Here is a 14,887-nt window from a genome sequence, read left to right as displayed (position 1 = left end):
ACGAGAGTAAGGTAAAAAAGCCAATGACTACGAATTCAAAGTTTTTAAATGCAGCATCTGTATTGGTGTTAAAGATGGGGATGATTGCCCCAGCAACGGTTTTTATGTCAATTGCTGCGGTCGGAGAAATACAAGCGTCTGTAGTCCGCTCTATTGAGGTTCGTGGGAATAAGTTTGTAAGTTCTCAGGCGATTCGAGACAATATGGGGATTAAGGTTGGGCAAGGTGTTTCCAGTGGTGAAGTTGATAGTGCTGTGAAGAACCTTTTCGAATTGGGTTTATTTTATGATGTTAAAATAAATCCGGTGGGTGATAAATTGGTTGTATTCGTAAAAGAATATGAGGTTGTCAATCAAATATTGTTTCAAGGAAATAAATCTTTTAAAGACCCAGATCTTAAGCGGTTTATTTCTTTAAAACCGAATGAGCCTTTTAATTCTGCTAAGCTTTCTGCTGATATAAATACAATTCGTGAGGCTTATAAAACTCTTGGTCGTAATAATATCACTGTTAACGTTCAAACGATTAACCTTGGAAAAGGGCGGGTTAATGTGGTATTTAATGTCGTTGAAGGGAAAAAAACAAAGATTGGTGATATCACTTTTAAGGGCAATAGTGTCTTTGGAAGTCGCCGTTTGCGTGATGTGATTTCAACAAAAACTTCAGGAATTTTTTCGAAGTTGTTGGGAGGTGATGTTTACAGTGAAGAGCGCCTCGCTGTTGATGAAGAAGCTTTACGTCGCTTTTATTATAACCGTGGTTATGCAGATTTTCGTGTAGTCTCTTCTAAAGCAACTTTTGATGCAGCAAGCAATACGTATAAAATTTCTTTCGTTCTTGATGAGGGTGCGCTCTATAAAATTAGCGATATTCAGGTTGAAAGTGATGTTGATGGAATTGACGTTCAATCTGTGAAAAGGGTGCTTAAAACCCAGCCAGGTAATGTTTATAGTGCAGAAGATATTGAACAGTCTGTTGCAACTATTAATAACAAAGTTGCTGATTCGGGATATGCTTTTGCTAAAGTTGAACCGCGGGGAAATCGTAATTTAGCAAATCATACAATTTCAATTTTATATAATATTGAACAGGGTACACGTGCTTATATTCAACGTATTGATATACGTGGCAATGAGAAAACGCGTGATTACGTCATTCGCCGTGAGATTGATTTAAATGAAGGAGATGCTTACAATCAAACTTTACTACAGCGGGCGAAACGTCGTCTAGAAAGTTTAGGTTTCTTCAAAGCCGTTAATATTTCAATGGTTCCCACAGATCAATCTGACCAAGTTGTTTTGGTAATAGATGTCGTTGAAGCTTCAACAGGAGATCTCTCTCTTTCTGGAGGGTATACAACAGGGGGAACAAGTCCTGGTATGTCACTTGAAGTTTCTGTTACTGAACGTAATCTTGGGGGACGTGGTCAATATGTTCGTTTAGGATTAGGTGCGGGGCAAGAAAAATCTCGTAATTATAATTTATCATTTGTTGATCCTTATTTCTTAGGATATCGTTTATCTGCTGGCGTTGATGTTTTTCGTAGTACTTATCGTGCTGATAAAGCCTATGATGTACGGCAGACAGGTGGATCGCTGCGGTTTTCGTTACCTATTAATAATCAATTATCTGCTAATGTAGCTTATTCTTATGTGCAGGAAGAATATGATTTTGGCGGAGAGTATGATTTTGACAAAGAGGGTGACATAATAGAATTATATGGGAAATATTCTGGTGCGATTGTTCAAGCTGCAAAACACAGCCCTTGGAAACGTTCATCAATTAGTTATGGTTTCACCTATAATACGATTGATGATATGAGATCCCCCCATGATGGGTGGTACGTGCATCTGCTTCAGGAATATGCAGGGCTTGGTGGGAGTGCAAAGTTCTTGAAGACCACGGGTAAGGCGATGATGTACAAGACTCTTTCTGACCAGAAGGATATCGTTGGTTTGCTTTCCTTTGGGGGTGGTTATATCCATGAAGTAGGCAAAGAAGGTGTTCGTATTTTCGATATGTTTAAAGTAAATTCTGATATGATTCGAGGGTTCAAATATAATGGAATAGGTCCGCGCCAGGTTTCCAGTAAGGGTGAGGTTTATTTCTTGGGGGGAACGACATATATGAATGCGACTGCTGAAGTACAGTTTCCTATCCCTATTGTGCCTGAAGGATTCGGGTTGCGCGGTGCTTTATTTGCGGATATTGCCACGCTTTATGGCAATAATTATAAAGCCGTTTTTCAGGGTGAACCGTCTGTTACCAATACCAAAAGTGCTTGGCGTTCATCTGCAGGTGTGAGTTTGATGTGGGATTCTCCGTTTGGTCCTTTGCGTTTTGATTATGCTTGGCCAATAACGAAGCAGGAAGGTGATCGTTTGCAACAATTGAACTTTGGTATTTCTACGAAGTTCTGATTTGAGCGATTTTAAGAAGGAAAAATTTGAAGAGAATAGCTTAAGCTGGGAGAGAAAGTGTTTTGATGGCGGATACATTTTTTTTTACGCCGTCCCGACGATTGACAGTTGCAAATGCTGCTGAGTTGACGGGTGCAAAGCTTCTTAATCCAGAGTTTTCTCATAAAGTTATCAATACTCTTTCTTCACTTGAGAGTGCGGTGGAAGGTTCACTTGTTTTTGTAGAGCATCGGAAGTTTTCTGATGCTTTACTGGACAGTTCTGCTGTTGCTGTTTTGTGTACGAATGAGATTGTTTTTAAAGTTCCCGAAACTATGGCAATTTTGGTGACATCCACACCACAGCGTGACTTTGCTCAGATTGGTCGTATTTTGTTTCCAGATTCTGTCAAGCCAATGCCTTGGTTGGGGCAGAAGGGGATTTCATTACATGCGCATATTCATCCAACGGCTAAGTTGGCACATGATGTGTGTATTGAAGCTGGAGCTGTTATTGGTAAAAATGTTGAGATTGGTGCAGGAACTCTTATTTCATCCACAGCTGTTATCGGTGAAAATTGCCGTATTGGATGTGACTGCTATATTGCTCCTAAGGTAACAGTTCAGTGTTCTATAATAGGTGATAAGGTTCAGCTTTATCCTGGCGTTTGCATTGGACAAGATGGTTTTGGTTATGTTGGAGGCGGAGTTGGAATCGAGAAAATTCCACAGCTTGGTCGTGTTATTATTGAGGATGGTGTAGAAGTTGGTGCGAACACGACAATTGATCGTGGGACATTTCAAGATACTGTTATTGGTGAAGGAAGCAAGATTGATAATCTTGTACAAATTGCCCACAATGTAAAAATTGGACGCTATTGTCTTATTGCCGCTCAATGTGGCATTGCGGGAAGTACATCTATAGGGGATATGTCTCAGCTTGGCGGAAGTGTGGGAGTAGCTGATCACATCATAATAGGTAAATCTGTTCAGATTGCTGCTCGTAGTGGTGTTATGAATGACATTCCGGATGGCGAAAAATGGGGAGGTAGTCCAGCGCGACCATTTAAACAATGGTTTCGTGAAGTAGCGGCGTTGCGCAGTATGGGAAAAGTTAAAAAGGAGAAACGCTGATATGATCAGCAGTGAAAAAACTAAAAACTTAGAGGCTGTCGATATTGAAAAACTATTATCAATATTACCGCACCGTTATCCATTTTTATTGATTGATCGTATCGTTGATATTGATGGTGAACAAGAAGCGATTGGTATTAAAAATATAACGATTAATGAGCCACATTTTACGGGACATTTTCCCTCAAAGCCTGTTATGCCTGGAGTTTTGATTTTAGAAGCTATGGCACAAACGGCAGGAGCAATAGCACTTTTAAATTTAGGCAATAAGCAAACAAATTTAGTTTACCTTATGACGGTTGATAATGCGAAATTTCGTAAGCCGGTTATGCCTGGTGATCAGCTCAAGATTCATGTTCAGCTTTTGAAAAAAAGATCTGGTATGAGACGTTTTTCATGTGTTGGAAAAGTAGAAGATGTCCGCGTCGCTGAAGCAGAAATTGCTGCAATGATTGTCGAAGAAGAATAAACGATATTTGATGGGAATTTAAAAATGTCCGGTACGAAAATCCATCCAACTGCTCTTGTGGAGAAGGGAGCGCAGCTTGGTGAGAATGTATGCGTTGGACCATTTTGCCATATTAGTTCAGAGGCTGTTATTGGTGATGAATGTAGTTTGACAAGTCATGTTGTAATAATGGGAAAGACAACATTAGGAGCCAAGAGTAAAGTATTTTCTCATGCTGTTTTGGGGGCAGATCCGCAAAATAATAAACATAAAGGAGGAGCTACAACTCTTTTTATTGGTAAGAATTGTACGATTCGTGAAGGTGTAACAATGCATAGGGGTTCCGATTCGAGTGTAGGAATGACAGTTGTTGGTGATAATTGCCAATTTTTTTGTTATGCGCATATCGCTCACGATTGTTATGTAGGCAATCATGTAACATTTGCCAATAACGCAATGATTGCTGGTCATGTCACTGTTGGTGATTATGTGATTATTGGTGGTGGTGCTGCTGTTCATCAATTTGTTCGTGTTGGACATCATGCATTTATCGGCGGCGTATCTGCACTGGTTGGTGATCTGATACCTTATGGAACAGCTGTTGGTGTGCAGGCAAAACTTGCCGGCCTCAATATTATTGGCATGAAGCGTGCAGGACTTGAGCGTCAAGATATTCATGCACTCCGTCATGCGGTTGCCATGCTTTTTGATCATAGCAAACCATTTAAAGAGCGTGTTAGTGATGTTGCTTCTTTTTATTCTTCTTCTCAGTCTGTTTCTGAAGTTGTTAATTTTATTAAAGAAGAAGGAAAGCGTTTTTATTGTACACCAAAATTTGAAGGTGATAAAATAAAAGAACATAAGGATTAAAAATGCCTATTTGGGGAGCCAGAAGTTTTCTTTCCGGCCGTACTGCTATTATAGCAGGAAATGGTGTTCTACCGATTACTGTTGCGCAGACTCTTGAGAAGAATGGAGAAAATCCTTTTCTTGTGCTTTTGCATGGTGAGGCAGATTCTGTTCTTTATCGCTATGAGCATTGCGAGCTATCAATTGTAGAGTTAGCGCGACTCGTTAAAATTTTCAAAGAGGCTGGTGTATATAATGTTGTTTTGGCAGGTGGTGTGAAAAAGCGTCCACTTCTTAAACAATTGCGACTGGACTGGACAACATTTTTAGCTCTTCCTAAGTTAATCGGAGCTTTGAAGAGGGGGGACGATGCGTTATTAAAAGCTTTTATACGGGTTATTGAAGCACACGGTTTTTGTGTTATCGGTGCTCACGAAATAGTCCCAGATCTTTTAGCTCCCATAGAATTTAATTTAACAGTACGGCGCGCTACTCCAAAAGAGAAAAAAGATATTTTTTTAGCAGTAGAAGCAGCAAAGCTTTTAGGTCAATTAGATATCGGGCAAGCCGTTGTCGTTGTCCAAGGAAGGGTGGTTGCTCTGGAGGGTGCTGAGGGAACTGATAATATGCTGTGGCGTGTTTGTGAAATGCGAGAAAGAGGGCAAATTCCCCTTAAAGGTGGCATTCTTGTAAAATGTGCAAAACCACAACAGGATAATCGCGTTGATTTGCCATCAATTGGGCCCGCGACAATAATAAATATTGCAAAAAGTGGTTTATCTGGTGTTGCGGTGGAGGCAAATAGAAGTCTAATATTATCGGTGAAAACAACAATAGAAAAAGCCAACAAATATTCTCTATTTATAGAGACATTTGAAAGGTTTGGTCATGAATAATTGTTTTTTAAAGATTGCTGTGGTTTCAGGTGAGGAATCTGGTGATTTACTTGGGGCCGATTTAATTACTTGTTTATCACAACAGATAGGATGCAATATTCATTTGATTGGTGTTGGGGGGAGGCATTTAAAGGCATTAGGTTTAAAAAGCTTTTTTGATTCCCATGATATTGCTTTAATAGGTTTAAAGGAAGTATTGAAAAAACTACCATTGTTGTTGCTACATATTCGCAATTTATCCAAATTTATTGCACAAGAACAACCTGATTGTTTAATTATTATTGATAGTCCTGATTTTACACATCGTATTGCAAAAAAGGTACGTGCTTTAGCGCCTTCTATTCCTATCATTAAATATATTGCACCAACCGTTTGGGCATGGAGGCCAGAGCGTGCAAAAGCTATGCGTGGATTTGTTGATCATGTTTTAGCGGTTTTTCCTTTTGAAGAAAAGATTATGCAAGATTTGGGAGGCCCTGCCACGACCTATGTTGGACATCGTCTTTTGACATATCCTCCCCTTTTGAGAGTTCAGTCAGAAAAAAAAAGCCAATTAGAACAAAGAAATTTGATCGATACACAAATATCATCGCCTACATTAGTTATTTTGCCAGGATCACGCAATTTAGAAATTCGTTCCTTAATGCCTATTTTTCGAGAAACAGTAGAGATTCTTGTACAACGTATTCCTCATTTACGTATTATTTTACCAACCTTACCTCATTTGGTAGATAGAATCCGTGATTTTGTGCAAGGCTGGAAAAGCAAGATAGAAATTGTCGTTGGTGAAGATGAAAAATGGCGTGCTTTTGCACAAGCAGATGTTGCTCTTGCGGCACATGGAACTGTTTCACTTGAATTAGCCTTAGCAAAAATTCCTATGGTTCTTTGCTATAAACTTGATCGTTTTTCTAAATTATTTATTTTTCCTAAAATGATGTTATGGAGTGCTGCTCTTCCAAATATTATTGCTGATAAGCCTATTGTTTCGGAATATTTGAATGAATTAATCCGTCCTGGTATGTTAGCAAGACAAGTAGAACAACTTTTGGCTAATCCTTTATTGCGACAGGCACAACTTGATGCCTTTGAGATGGTCGAACAGAAAATGAAAACTGAAGTACCATCGGGGGTTGTTGGCGCACAAACAATTATCGCTCTTTTAAAAAACAGGAATAAAACTGTATAAATAAAGCAATATTTTAATGATTAATATTTAATTTTAGCAAGAAAATTACAAGCACGTTGGCTTTTAGGATTGGTAAAAAATTCTTCAGAGGCTGTATCTTCAACAATTTTTCCATTTTCTAGAAAGAGTATTCTTTCTGAGACTTTACGTGCGAAGCCCATTTCATGGGTAACACAAAGCATTGTGATCCCTGTGTCGGACAATCGAGCCATCACTTCCAAAACTTCTCCCACACTTTCTGGATCAAGAGCAGAGGTTGGTTCATCAAAAAGCATGACTTCAGGTTCCATACAAAGTGCACGGGCAATCGCAACACGTTGTTGTTGCCCACCAGAAAGTTGTAAAGGATATTTTTCACAGTGTTTTTCAATACCAACATGTGTTAAGTAACGAATTGCCCGTTCTTGTGCTTGTTGTTTGGAAAGCCCTTGAACGGTCATAGGTGCTAAAATACAATTTTGTATAACGCTCATGTGGGGAAATAAATTAAAATTCTGAAAGACCATTCCTATCTTACGAAGAACTTTTTTTTGCTGTTGTATAGGAGCGGTATGGATATCAACGTTATGGATACAGATTGAACCTTTTTGTGCTTGTTCTAATTGATTAATACAACGAATTAACGTTGATTTTCCTGATCCGGATGGTCCACAAATAACGATATGTTCACCAGCTTGAACATTAAAGTTGATATCATGTAGGACCTGAAAGTTTCCATACCATTTATTTAGATTTTGAATAGAGATCACTGGTTTTTTATTGGGAGAGATCGATTTATTATTTTTCAAATTCATCTTATTTTATTCTTTCATTGATGAATAACGTGATTAATTCAACATTTTGGTTTGGTAAAGTTTTTTATGATCATTTTATTTAACGTAAATATCGAGTGAGGCGCTGTTCGATAAAAACAATAAAACGATGAATGAGTTCAACGATAAAGAGATAGATAAGAGCAGCCCAAACGTAAACTTGAAAATCAAAAGTCCGTGAATAAGTGAGTTTAGCAACTCCCATTAAATCATAAACAGTAATAAGTGAGGCAACAGCACTGGATTTAATCATTAAAATCAACTCATTTCCTAGGGGGCGTAATGCTACAATCATTGCTTGTGGAAGAATAACTCTAAAAAATGTGACAGAGTTGCTTAAACCTAAAGCTTTTGATGCTTCACGCTGTCCAGTTGTTACGGATAAAAAACTTCCTTTAAAGATCTCAGATTGATAGGCAGCAGAATTGAGTGTAAAAATAAAAAGACAACAATACCACGCATTTTGAAAAAACCACCATAGTCCCACCTGTTGCCAAAAACTATTCATTGAACCAAGCCCATAATAAAAAAGAAAGAGTTGAGCTAATAAAGGAGAGCCACGGAAAAAATAGACATAAACATTTGCAAAATATTGTAAAAATGTATTCTTTGATAGACGAGCAAAAGCGATAAGCATACCAAGAAAAAGACCTAGAGAACAAGAGATAGAAACAAGCTCAACAGTAACAATAAAGCCATTAATAAATTTGGGTCCATAATGGCTTAAAAGATCAGGATTAAAAAGGAAATAAAGCCACTCAGGAATCATTGACCTAGCACCTTTTTATAGCCTATTTGAGTGTATGTTTCCAAATGGCGTAAGATTGCAGTAAAAACCGCTGAAAATAACAAATAGAGTAAGCATGCTACAAAATAAAATAGCATGGGTTTATTGGTAGCAGCGACAGCTAAATTCGTTTGTCGCATGAGGTCAACAAGCGCGATGGTAGAAACAAGGGATGTATCTTTCAGTAAAGTAAGCCAATTATTAGAAAGTCCTGGCAAGGCATTTCGGATGAGCTGAGGGAAGACAATACGAAAAAATGTGGTTGACCGTGAAAGTCCTAAAGCTTTAGCCGCTTCATATTGACCTTTATCAAAAATATTAAATGCTCCAAGCCAAACTTCACAAGAAAAAGCTGCAAGAACCATACTAAGGGCAAGAACACCAGCAACAAATGCATTGATACTGAACATGATTTCAAAATTAAAATAGTCAAATAAATTTTGAATAAGGCTTTGTAATCCGTAGTAAACTAAAAACAAAGTTAAAAGCTCTGGTAGCCCACGGAATACTGTTGAAAAGAGGTGTGCCATAGCTTTGGCCATCTTAATATTGGATCGAATCATCACTGCATTGAGAAGTCCTAGAGGAAATCCTAGAAAGCCACAACATAATGCCAATGACAAAGTCATTCCTGCACTGGAAAGTATAACCACTCCCCATCCACCATTGCTAAATGATAGCAATGCTAAATTTTCAATCATTCCTGTGTTCCTCATGAAAGAGTTCGATAATATTTTTTAGCAATAACCAGTAGGTTTCATTTAAATATCATATCGATATTTAATAAACATCACCTGTAAAATACTTTCTCATAATTTTTTCATAAGTTCCATCCAAACGGATTTCTTTTAGCGCCTTATTGAACTTATTTTTAAGTTCATTATTATTTTGACGGACTGCAATTGCAATAGGAAATCTTGTTTCTTCTAGAGTTCCCAAGAGGAGACAGCAATCTTTTCCTTCATTTTTAAGCCAATTTAATGCTTGTAATTTATCAACAATAATCACATCAAGTCGATGATTTAAAAGGTCACGATTCACTTCTATTGTGGAAGGGTAGAGTTTGATTTTCACCTCTTTAGAAGCATAATGATCTTCTGCATAGAAAGCTTGTGTTGTATTTGATTGCACACCAAGATTTTTACCTCTAAAGTCTTGTGTCGAGATTTCTTTAATTCCCGAAGCTTTGGTAACGATAACAGCCAGTGCTGTATCGTAGTAAGGATCTGTGAAGTCAATTTTTTGTAAGCGCTCTTGTGTGAGAGAGAGGGAAGCAATGATAGCATCATATTTTTTTGCAATAAGTCCAGGGATCATTCCCTCGAAGTCTTGTGTAACAATAGTACACTCAACATTCATTTTTTTACAAAGTGCATAAGATATATCAATATCAAGTCCCTGCAATTTATCATTTGAGTCAATATAACTAAAGGGAGGGTAGGTGCCTTCACTCGCAATTTTTAATGTTTTCGCATCAGCCAATTGGGTGAATAGTACGGCGCTTATTATAAGAGCTCCTGCTAATAATTTCATGATGTTCTCCTATTGGATAAGCGGGCAAATACGAAATCATTATGTTTTTATAATCTGTAAGCTTTTTTGGAGCAATTCAAAAATTTATTGATGCTTATTTTAGATCATTATGTTGGGCATTATTATCAAAAAATTAGATTTTGATAAATGTAAATTTTCTTATAGAAATGCCGAATTTCCAATTATACCTGCATGTCCAATAAAGAGTTAAAGATACTCCTTAAATATACAGATTGAATTTTAATTCATAGTGAGATCTAATCGATATCGAAAGTAAAATATTTTCTCATAATTTTCTCATAGGTTCCATCGGCGCGGATTTCTTCTATTGCTTTATTAAAACTGTTTTTAAGATCATTATTATTTTGACGGAGTGCAATTGCAATAGGAAAATTTGTTTTTTCTAGAGTTCCCAATAGGAGACAGCAGTCTTTTCCTTCATTTTCAAGCCAATTTAATGCTTTTAATTTATCAAAGATGATGATATCAAGCCGATGGCTTAAAAGATCACGATTAACTTCTGCTGCTGTAGGATAAAGTTTGATATTAACTCCTTCAGAGGCATAATGATCTTCCGCATATGCAGCTTGTGTTGTATTTGATTGTACACCAAGGTTTTTACCTCTAAAGGCTTGTGTTGAGATTTCTTTAATTTCCGAATTTTTGGTAACAATAACAGCGAGTGCTGTATTGTAGTAAGGATCTGTAAAATCAATTTTTTGTAAGCGCTCTTTTGTAGGAGAAAGGGAAGAAACAATAGCATCGTATTTTTTGGCAAGAAGACCGGGAATCATCCCCTCGAAGTCTTGTGTGACAATAGTACATTTAACATTCATTTTTTTGCAAAGAGCATAAGATATATCAATATCAAACCCTTGAAGTTCGTTATTTGAGTCAATATAACTAAATGGCGGATAAGAAGCATCGCTTGCAATTTTCAGCGTTTGAGAATTGGCCGATAGGGTAAATAGTGTCGCGCTTATTATAAGAACTCCTGCTAATAATTTCATTATGTTCTCCTATTAGATAAGCTGGCAAATATGAAACCATCATGAATTTTTATAATCTGTAAGCTCTTTTGGAGCAATGTAAAAAATTTATCTGTGGTCATTTTGCTATCATTATGCTGAATATCATTGTCAAAAAATAATTTCTTTTTATCAAGTATGGGAATAAAAAATACAGGAAAGAAGGACACCTCTATTGATTATATGATTTAATGATTTTACTTAAAAAAAATCAATAATTTATCTTTAAAAGAAAAACTATTAACTTAAATACAAAGAAAATTTCAGCTCTTAACAGGACAAAATGTAAAGTATTTTTATTCGAATCTATTTGAAGAGGGATAAGAAGTTTTGGCATCTTAGAAAAGCACTTAATGTAAGCCTTTTGCAATTTTATCTGAAGAAGATAGAAAGAAAAATTCTGACATTGCTAGATTTTAATATGTAATAGGGCTTTTAAACATGGGGGAATGATAGGGAATACATTTCTATTAAAGATAATGAGGATTATAAGGTAAAATTTTCAATTTCTTTTTGCTAAATGTTTGGCTAATTCGCAGAAAAGTATTCTCAATTGCTTTACAGAGCTAAAACTTAGAATTTTTTAGTAAATTTTTATGATGATGTTATCTCTGTAGAAAGAGTTTTAAAATCACGTTTTATAAAAATTCTTAAAGGATGTTTTTTGATTACTCTCAATAAAGCTTCAGTAAATTGAAGCTTTATTGATCTCTTTTTTTAATTTGTACGTTCATCTATAGGAACATAGTCACGCATAGCATAGCCTGTGTAGAGTTGTCGAGGACGACCAATTTTTTGTGCAGGGTCTTCAATCATTTCTTTCCATTGTGCCACCCACCCGACACTGCGCGCCAATGCAAAAAGGACAGTAAACATTTCAGTTGGAAAACCTAGAGCTTTTAATGTAATGCCGGAATAGAAATCAACATTGGGATAAAGCTTTTTCTCAATAAAATATTCATCACTTAAGGCAATTTTTTCAAGCTCTATTGCAATATCAAGAAGAGGGTCATCTTGAATGTTGAGTTCTTTTAAAACTTTATGACAGGTTTTTTGCATGATTTTTGCACGTGGATCATAATTTTTATAGACACGGTGCCCAAAGCCCATAAGGCGGAAAGGATCATTTTTATCTTTTGCACGTGCAATAAATTCAGGAATTCTTTTAATAGAACCTATTTCTTGTAGCATTTTTAGACATGCTTCATTGGCACCACCATGTGCTGGTCCCCAAAGGCATGCAACTCCTGCTGCAATACAGGCAAACGGATTAGCACCCGAGGATCCAGCAAGACGTACCGTAGATGTAGAAGCATTTTGTTCATGATCTGCATGAAGGATAAAGATTTGATCCATCGCCCGAGCAAGCACAGGGTTTGTTTTATATTCTTCACAAGGAACTGCAAAGCACATATGGAGGAAATTTGCAGCATAATTAAGATCATTACGTGGATAAACAAATGCTTGTCCGATACTGTATTTATAGGCCATAGCAGCAAGCGTTGGAACTTTTGAGATAAGACGAACAGAAGCAATCATTCTCTGGTGAGGATCTGTAATATCAATAGAGTCGTGATAGAACGCAGACATAGCGCCAAGGCAGGCAACCATGACGGCCATAGGATGAGAATCACGACGGAAGCCATGGAAGAAGCGTGCAAACTGTTCGTGTACCATGGTATGCTGCATAATACATCGATCAAATTCATTTTTTTCTTGCTGTGTTGGGAGTTCACCATAAAGTAAAAGATAACAACTTTCGAGAAAGTCTCCTTTTTCAGCCAATTGATCAATAGGATAACCACGATAAAGCAATATACCTTTATCACCATCGATATAAGTAATTTTTGATTCACAAGAAGCTGTTGAAGTAAAACCAGGATCATAAGTAAAAATATCGGTTTTTTTGTAGAGAGAAGCAATTTCAATGACTTCAGGTCCACTCGTGCCTTTACGCAAGGGAAGCTCTACTTTTTTATCATTCACAATAATATATGCGTTATTCTCAGACATTCGGTATTCCTTTCAGATCCTTCACTTCTAAAAATTAAGACTCTGCTTCATCAGAGTGGGGGATGTATAACTGAAGCTTTTCTTACTTATATTAAGGGTAGATTGCCTCTAAAAGTGAGTACATGCAATCTAAAAATATTTCCTTATTGATCATTATTACTCAATAAGAAATGTATTTCAATGATATAACATAAAAAACTCTTTTAGGGCGCGTTGAGATATCTGTATAGATCCTTATTTGAGGAAATATACTCAGTGCACATCATGGGCATATTGTTGTGATAAGTTGGTCCTTGATGCGATGAAGGGATTCATCGCGTCCTAATAAAATAAGAATATCCAAAACACCTGGTGATGTTGCACATCCTGTAAGAGCTGCGCGAAGTGGTTGGGCGATAGATCCAAATTTGAGATTCTGTGTTTGGACAAAAGAGCGAAGTGTTTCATCTAGAGTTTTTGTATCCCAAGAGGGGCACGCTTTCAGAGCAAGATAAAGATCGTTTAAAATGGTTCGTCCATTTTTATCTAAGAGCATTTGAGCTTTTTCATCAAGTTGTAAAGGTCGTTGCGTAAAAATGAAGGAGGCATTGTCAATCAGTTCGCACAGTGTTTTTGAACGTTCTTTCAAATGCGGGATTGCTTTTAAAAATTGAACACGGCGTTTTTCATCAAGTTTTTCAATAATTTGTGCTCCCCTATCGGTTTCTGGTAGAATATTAAGAGCGGCATCAAAAAGTTCTTGATCATTACTCATACGCATATAGTGTCCGTTGATGGAATCGAGCTTTTTGAGATCAAAACGAGCAGCACCTTTGTTAATATCCTCAATATCAAACCAAGAAATCATATCTTTAAGTGACATCAGTTCGTCATCACCATGACTCCAACCTAAACGGACAAGGTAATTGCGCAAAGCAGCAGGAAGATATCCCATTGTTCGGTAGGCATCAACACCGAGCGCACCATGTCGCTTTGATAATTTTGCACCGTTTTCACCATGGATAAGAGGAATATGGGCCATAACAGGAATGTCCCATCCCATTGCTTTAAAGATAATCGTTTGTCGGGCTGCGTTGGTAAGATGATCGTCACCACGTATAATATGTGTGATGCCCATATCATGATCATCAACGACAACAGCATGCATATAGGTAGGCGAACCATCAGAACGCAAAATAATGAAGTCATCGAGATCTTTATTAGGAAAACGGACATCACCTTGAACACGATCATGTACAATCGTTTCTCCATCTTGAGGGGCTTTGATGCGAATAACAGGCTTAACACCTTTAGGAGCTTCAGAACTATCACGGTCGCGCCAACGTCCATCATAACGTGGTGGGCGCCCTTCTGAACGGGCTTTTTCACGCATTTCAGCTAACTCCTCAGGTGAAGCATAACAATAATATGCTTTGCCATTCTTGACCAACTGTTCAGCGATTTGGCGGTGACGTTCTGCTCGTTCGAATTGCGAAATAGGGGCGCCATCATAACTAAGACCCATCCAGTGCAAGCCATCTATAATGGCTTTTACAGCTGCTTCTGTTGAACGCTCTCGGTCTGTATCTTCAATTCGTAAAAGCATTTTTCCACCGGTATGTTTTGCATAAAGCCAATTAAAAAGAGCAGTACGAGCACCACCAATATGAAGGAAGCCAGTGGGTGAAGGGGCAAAACGAGTAATAACAGACACGAATATTTTCCTTTAAACTAAGATATTACTTATGGAATTTTATAGAAAAGTCATGTTAGCATAAGTGATGGGGCGTGCAATAGCCGTATTGCGAGTTAAAGTGGGGG

Annotated in this window: 13 protein-coding genes; 6 read left to right on the top strand and 7 right to left on the bottom strand. The window is 37.4% G+C overall.

Features of this window, described 5'->3' with window-relative positions; translation table 11 throughout:
* Positions 1-23: 23 nt before the first annotated feature.
* The 6 genes from bamA (at position 24) to lpxB (ending at position 6,914) form a co-directional block, all read left to right on the top strand.
* Positions 24-2,420, top strand: coding sequence for an outer membrane protein assembly factor BamA (bamA, locus tag ACFILU_RS00390; RefSeq protein ID WP_375674331.1), 2,397 nt, complete (start codon positions 24-26; stop codon positions 2,418-2,420).
* Positions 2,421-2,485: 65 nt separating this feature from the next.
* On the top strand, positions 2,486-3,532 hold the full coding sequence (gene lpxD / locus ACFILU_RS00385; RefSeq protein ID WP_273790671.1) for a UDP-3-O-(3-hydroxymyristoyl)glucosamine N-acyltransferase: 1,047 nt from the start codon (positions 2,486-2,488) through the stop codon (positions 3,530-3,532).
* A 1-nt stretch (position 3,533) separates the two neighbouring features.
* A complete protein-coding gene (gene fabZ / locus ACFILU_RS00380) occupies positions 3,534-4,001 on the top strand; it encodes a 3-hydroxyacyl-ACP dehydratase FabZ (RefSeq protein ID WP_375674330.1) in 468 nt (155 codons plus the stop codon).
* Between the two features lie 24 nt (positions 4,002-4,025).
* A complete protein-coding gene (lpxA, locus tag ACFILU_RS00375) occupies positions 4,026-4,850 on the top strand; it encodes an acyl-ACP--UDP-N-acetylglucosamine O-acyltransferase (protein ID WP_375674329.1) in 825 nt (274 codons plus the stop codon).
* A 2-nt stretch (positions 4,851-4,852) separates the two neighbouring features.
* Positions 4,853-5,725 (top strand): LpxI family protein, encoded by an 873-nt coding sequence (locus tag ACFILU_RS00370; RefSeq protein WP_375674328.1) that lies wholly within the window; start codon positions 4,853-4,855, stop codon positions 5,723-5,725.
* The gene (lpxB, locus tag ACFILU_RS00365; protein WP_375674327.1) at positions 5,718-6,914 is read left to right on the top strand and encodes a lipid-A-disaccharide synthase; all 1,197 of its coding nucleotides are present in this window, start codon (positions 5,718-5,720) and stop codon (positions 6,912-6,914) included. The genes ACFILU_RS00370 and lpxB overlap by 8 nt, the downstream gene beginning before the upstream one ends.
* Positions 6,915-6,934: 20 nt before the next feature.
* On the opposite strand, the gene ACFILU_RS00360 is transcribed toward lpxB, so the two are convergent.
* The 7 genes from ACFILU_RS00360 to gltX all read right to left on the bottom strand — a co-directional run bounded on the left by ACFILU_RS00360 (position 6,935) and on the right by gltX (position 14,780).
* Complete coding sequence (locus tag ACFILU_RS00360) at positions 6,935-7,708, bottom strand: amino acid ABC transporter ATP-binding protein (RefSeq protein WP_273790676.1); 774 nt, start codon at positions 7,706-7,708, stop codon at positions 6,935-6,937.
* A gap of 79 nt (positions 7,709-7,787) precedes the next feature.
* Entirely contained in the window at positions 7,788-8,495 is a 708-nt protein-coding gene (locus ACFILU_RS00355; protein WP_375674326.1) for an ABC transporter permease, read from the bottom strand.
* Positions 8,492-9,214 carry an ABC transporter permease gene (locus ACFILU_RS00350; protein ID WP_375674325.1) on the bottom strand — a complete coding sequence of 241 codons (723 nt, stop codon included), beginning with the start codon at positions 9,212-9,214 and terminating at the stop codon, positions 8,492-8,494. Before ACFILU_RS00350 ends, ACFILU_RS00355 begins: the two co-directional genes overlap by 4 nt.
* Positions 9,215-9,293: 79 nt before the next feature.
* The gene (locus ACFILU_RS00345; RefSeq protein ID WP_375674324.1) at positions 9,294-10,046 is read right to left on the bottom strand and encodes a transporter substrate-binding domain-containing protein; all 753 of its coding nucleotides are present in this window, start codon (positions 10,044-10,046) and stop codon (positions 9,294-9,296) included.
* A gap of 257 nt (positions 10,047-10,303) precedes the next feature.
* Entirely contained in the window at positions 10,304-11,056 is a 753-nt protein-coding gene (locus ACFILU_RS00340; RefSeq protein ID WP_375674323.1) for a transporter substrate-binding domain-containing protein, read from the bottom strand.
* A gap of 735 nt (positions 11,057-11,791) precedes the next feature.
* The gene (gene gltA, locus ACFILU_RS00335; protein WP_375674322.1) at positions 11,792-13,087 is read right to left on the bottom strand and encodes a citrate synthase; all 1,296 of its coding nucleotides are present in this window, start codon (positions 13,085-13,087) and stop codon (positions 11,792-11,794) included.
* A gap of 262 nt (positions 13,088-13,349) precedes the next feature.
* On the bottom strand, positions 13,350-14,780 hold the full coding sequence (gene gltX, locus ACFILU_RS00330) for a glutamate--tRNA ligase (protein ID WP_375663669.1): 1,431 nt from the start codon (positions 14,778-14,780) through the stop codon (positions 13,350-13,352).
* Positions 14,781-14,887 lie beyond the last annotated feature (107 nt).

This window comes from Bartonella sp. CL100XZDX, from assembly GCF_042195375.1.
Classification (GTDB): Bacteria; Pseudomonadota; Alphaproteobacteria; order Rhizobiales; family Rhizobiaceae; genus Bartonella.
Note: the sequence above shows the minus strand (reverse complement) of the source record. Positions and strands in the feature narration are given on the sequence as shown.

What these genes read in the sequence shown, in the direction of transcription:
- gltA (WP_375674322.1), bottom strand. Translation starts at nt 13,087, where the DNA reads ATGTCTGAGAATAACGCATATATTATTGTGAATGATAAAAAAGTAGAG.
- ACFILU_RS00370 (WP_375674328.1), top strand. Translation starts at nt 4,853, where the DNA reads ATGCCTATTTGGGGAGCCAGAAGTTTTCTTTCCGGCCGTACTGCTATT.
- ACFILU_RS00340 (WP_375674323.1), bottom strand. Translation starts at nt 11,056, where the DNA reads ATGAAATTATTAGCAGGAGTTCTTATAATAAGCGCGACACTATTTACC.
- lpxD (WP_273790671.1), top strand. Translation starts at nt 2,486, where the DNA reads ATGGCGGATACATTTTTTTTTACGCCGTCCCGACGATTGACAGTTGCA.
- ACFILU_RS00345 (WP_375674324.1), bottom strand. Translation starts at nt 10,046, where the DNA reads ATGAAATTATTAGCAGGAGCTCTTATAATAAGCGCCGTACTATTCACC.
- lpxB (WP_375674327.1), top strand. Translation starts at nt 5,718, where the DNA reads ATGAATAATTGTTTTTTAAAGATTGCTGTGGTTTCAGGTGAGGAATCT.
- ACFILU_RS00350 (WP_375674325.1), bottom strand. Translation starts at nt 9,214, where the DNA reads ATGATTGAAAATTTAGCATTGCTATCATTTAGCAATGGTGGATGGGGA.
- bamA (WP_375674331.1), top strand. Translation starts at nt 24, where the DNA reads ATGACTACGAATTCAAAGTTTTTAAATGCAGCATCTGTATTGGTGTTA.
- lpxA (WP_375674329.1), top strand. Translation starts at nt 4,026, where the DNA reads ATGTCCGGTACGAAAATCCATCCAACTGCTCTTGTGGAGAAGGGAGCG.
- ACFILU_RS00360 (WP_273790676.1), bottom strand. Translation starts at nt 7,708, where the DNA reads ATGAATTTGAAAAATAATAAATCGATCTCTCCCAATAAAAAACCAGTG.
- ACFILU_RS00355 (WP_375674326.1), bottom strand. Translation starts at nt 8,495, where the DNA reads ATGATTCCTGAGTGGCTTTATTTCCTTTTTAATCCTGATCTTTTAAGC.
- fabZ (WP_375674330.1), top strand. Translation starts at nt 3,534, where the DNA reads ATGATCAGCAGTGAAAAAACTAAAAACTTAGAGGCTGTCGATATTGAA.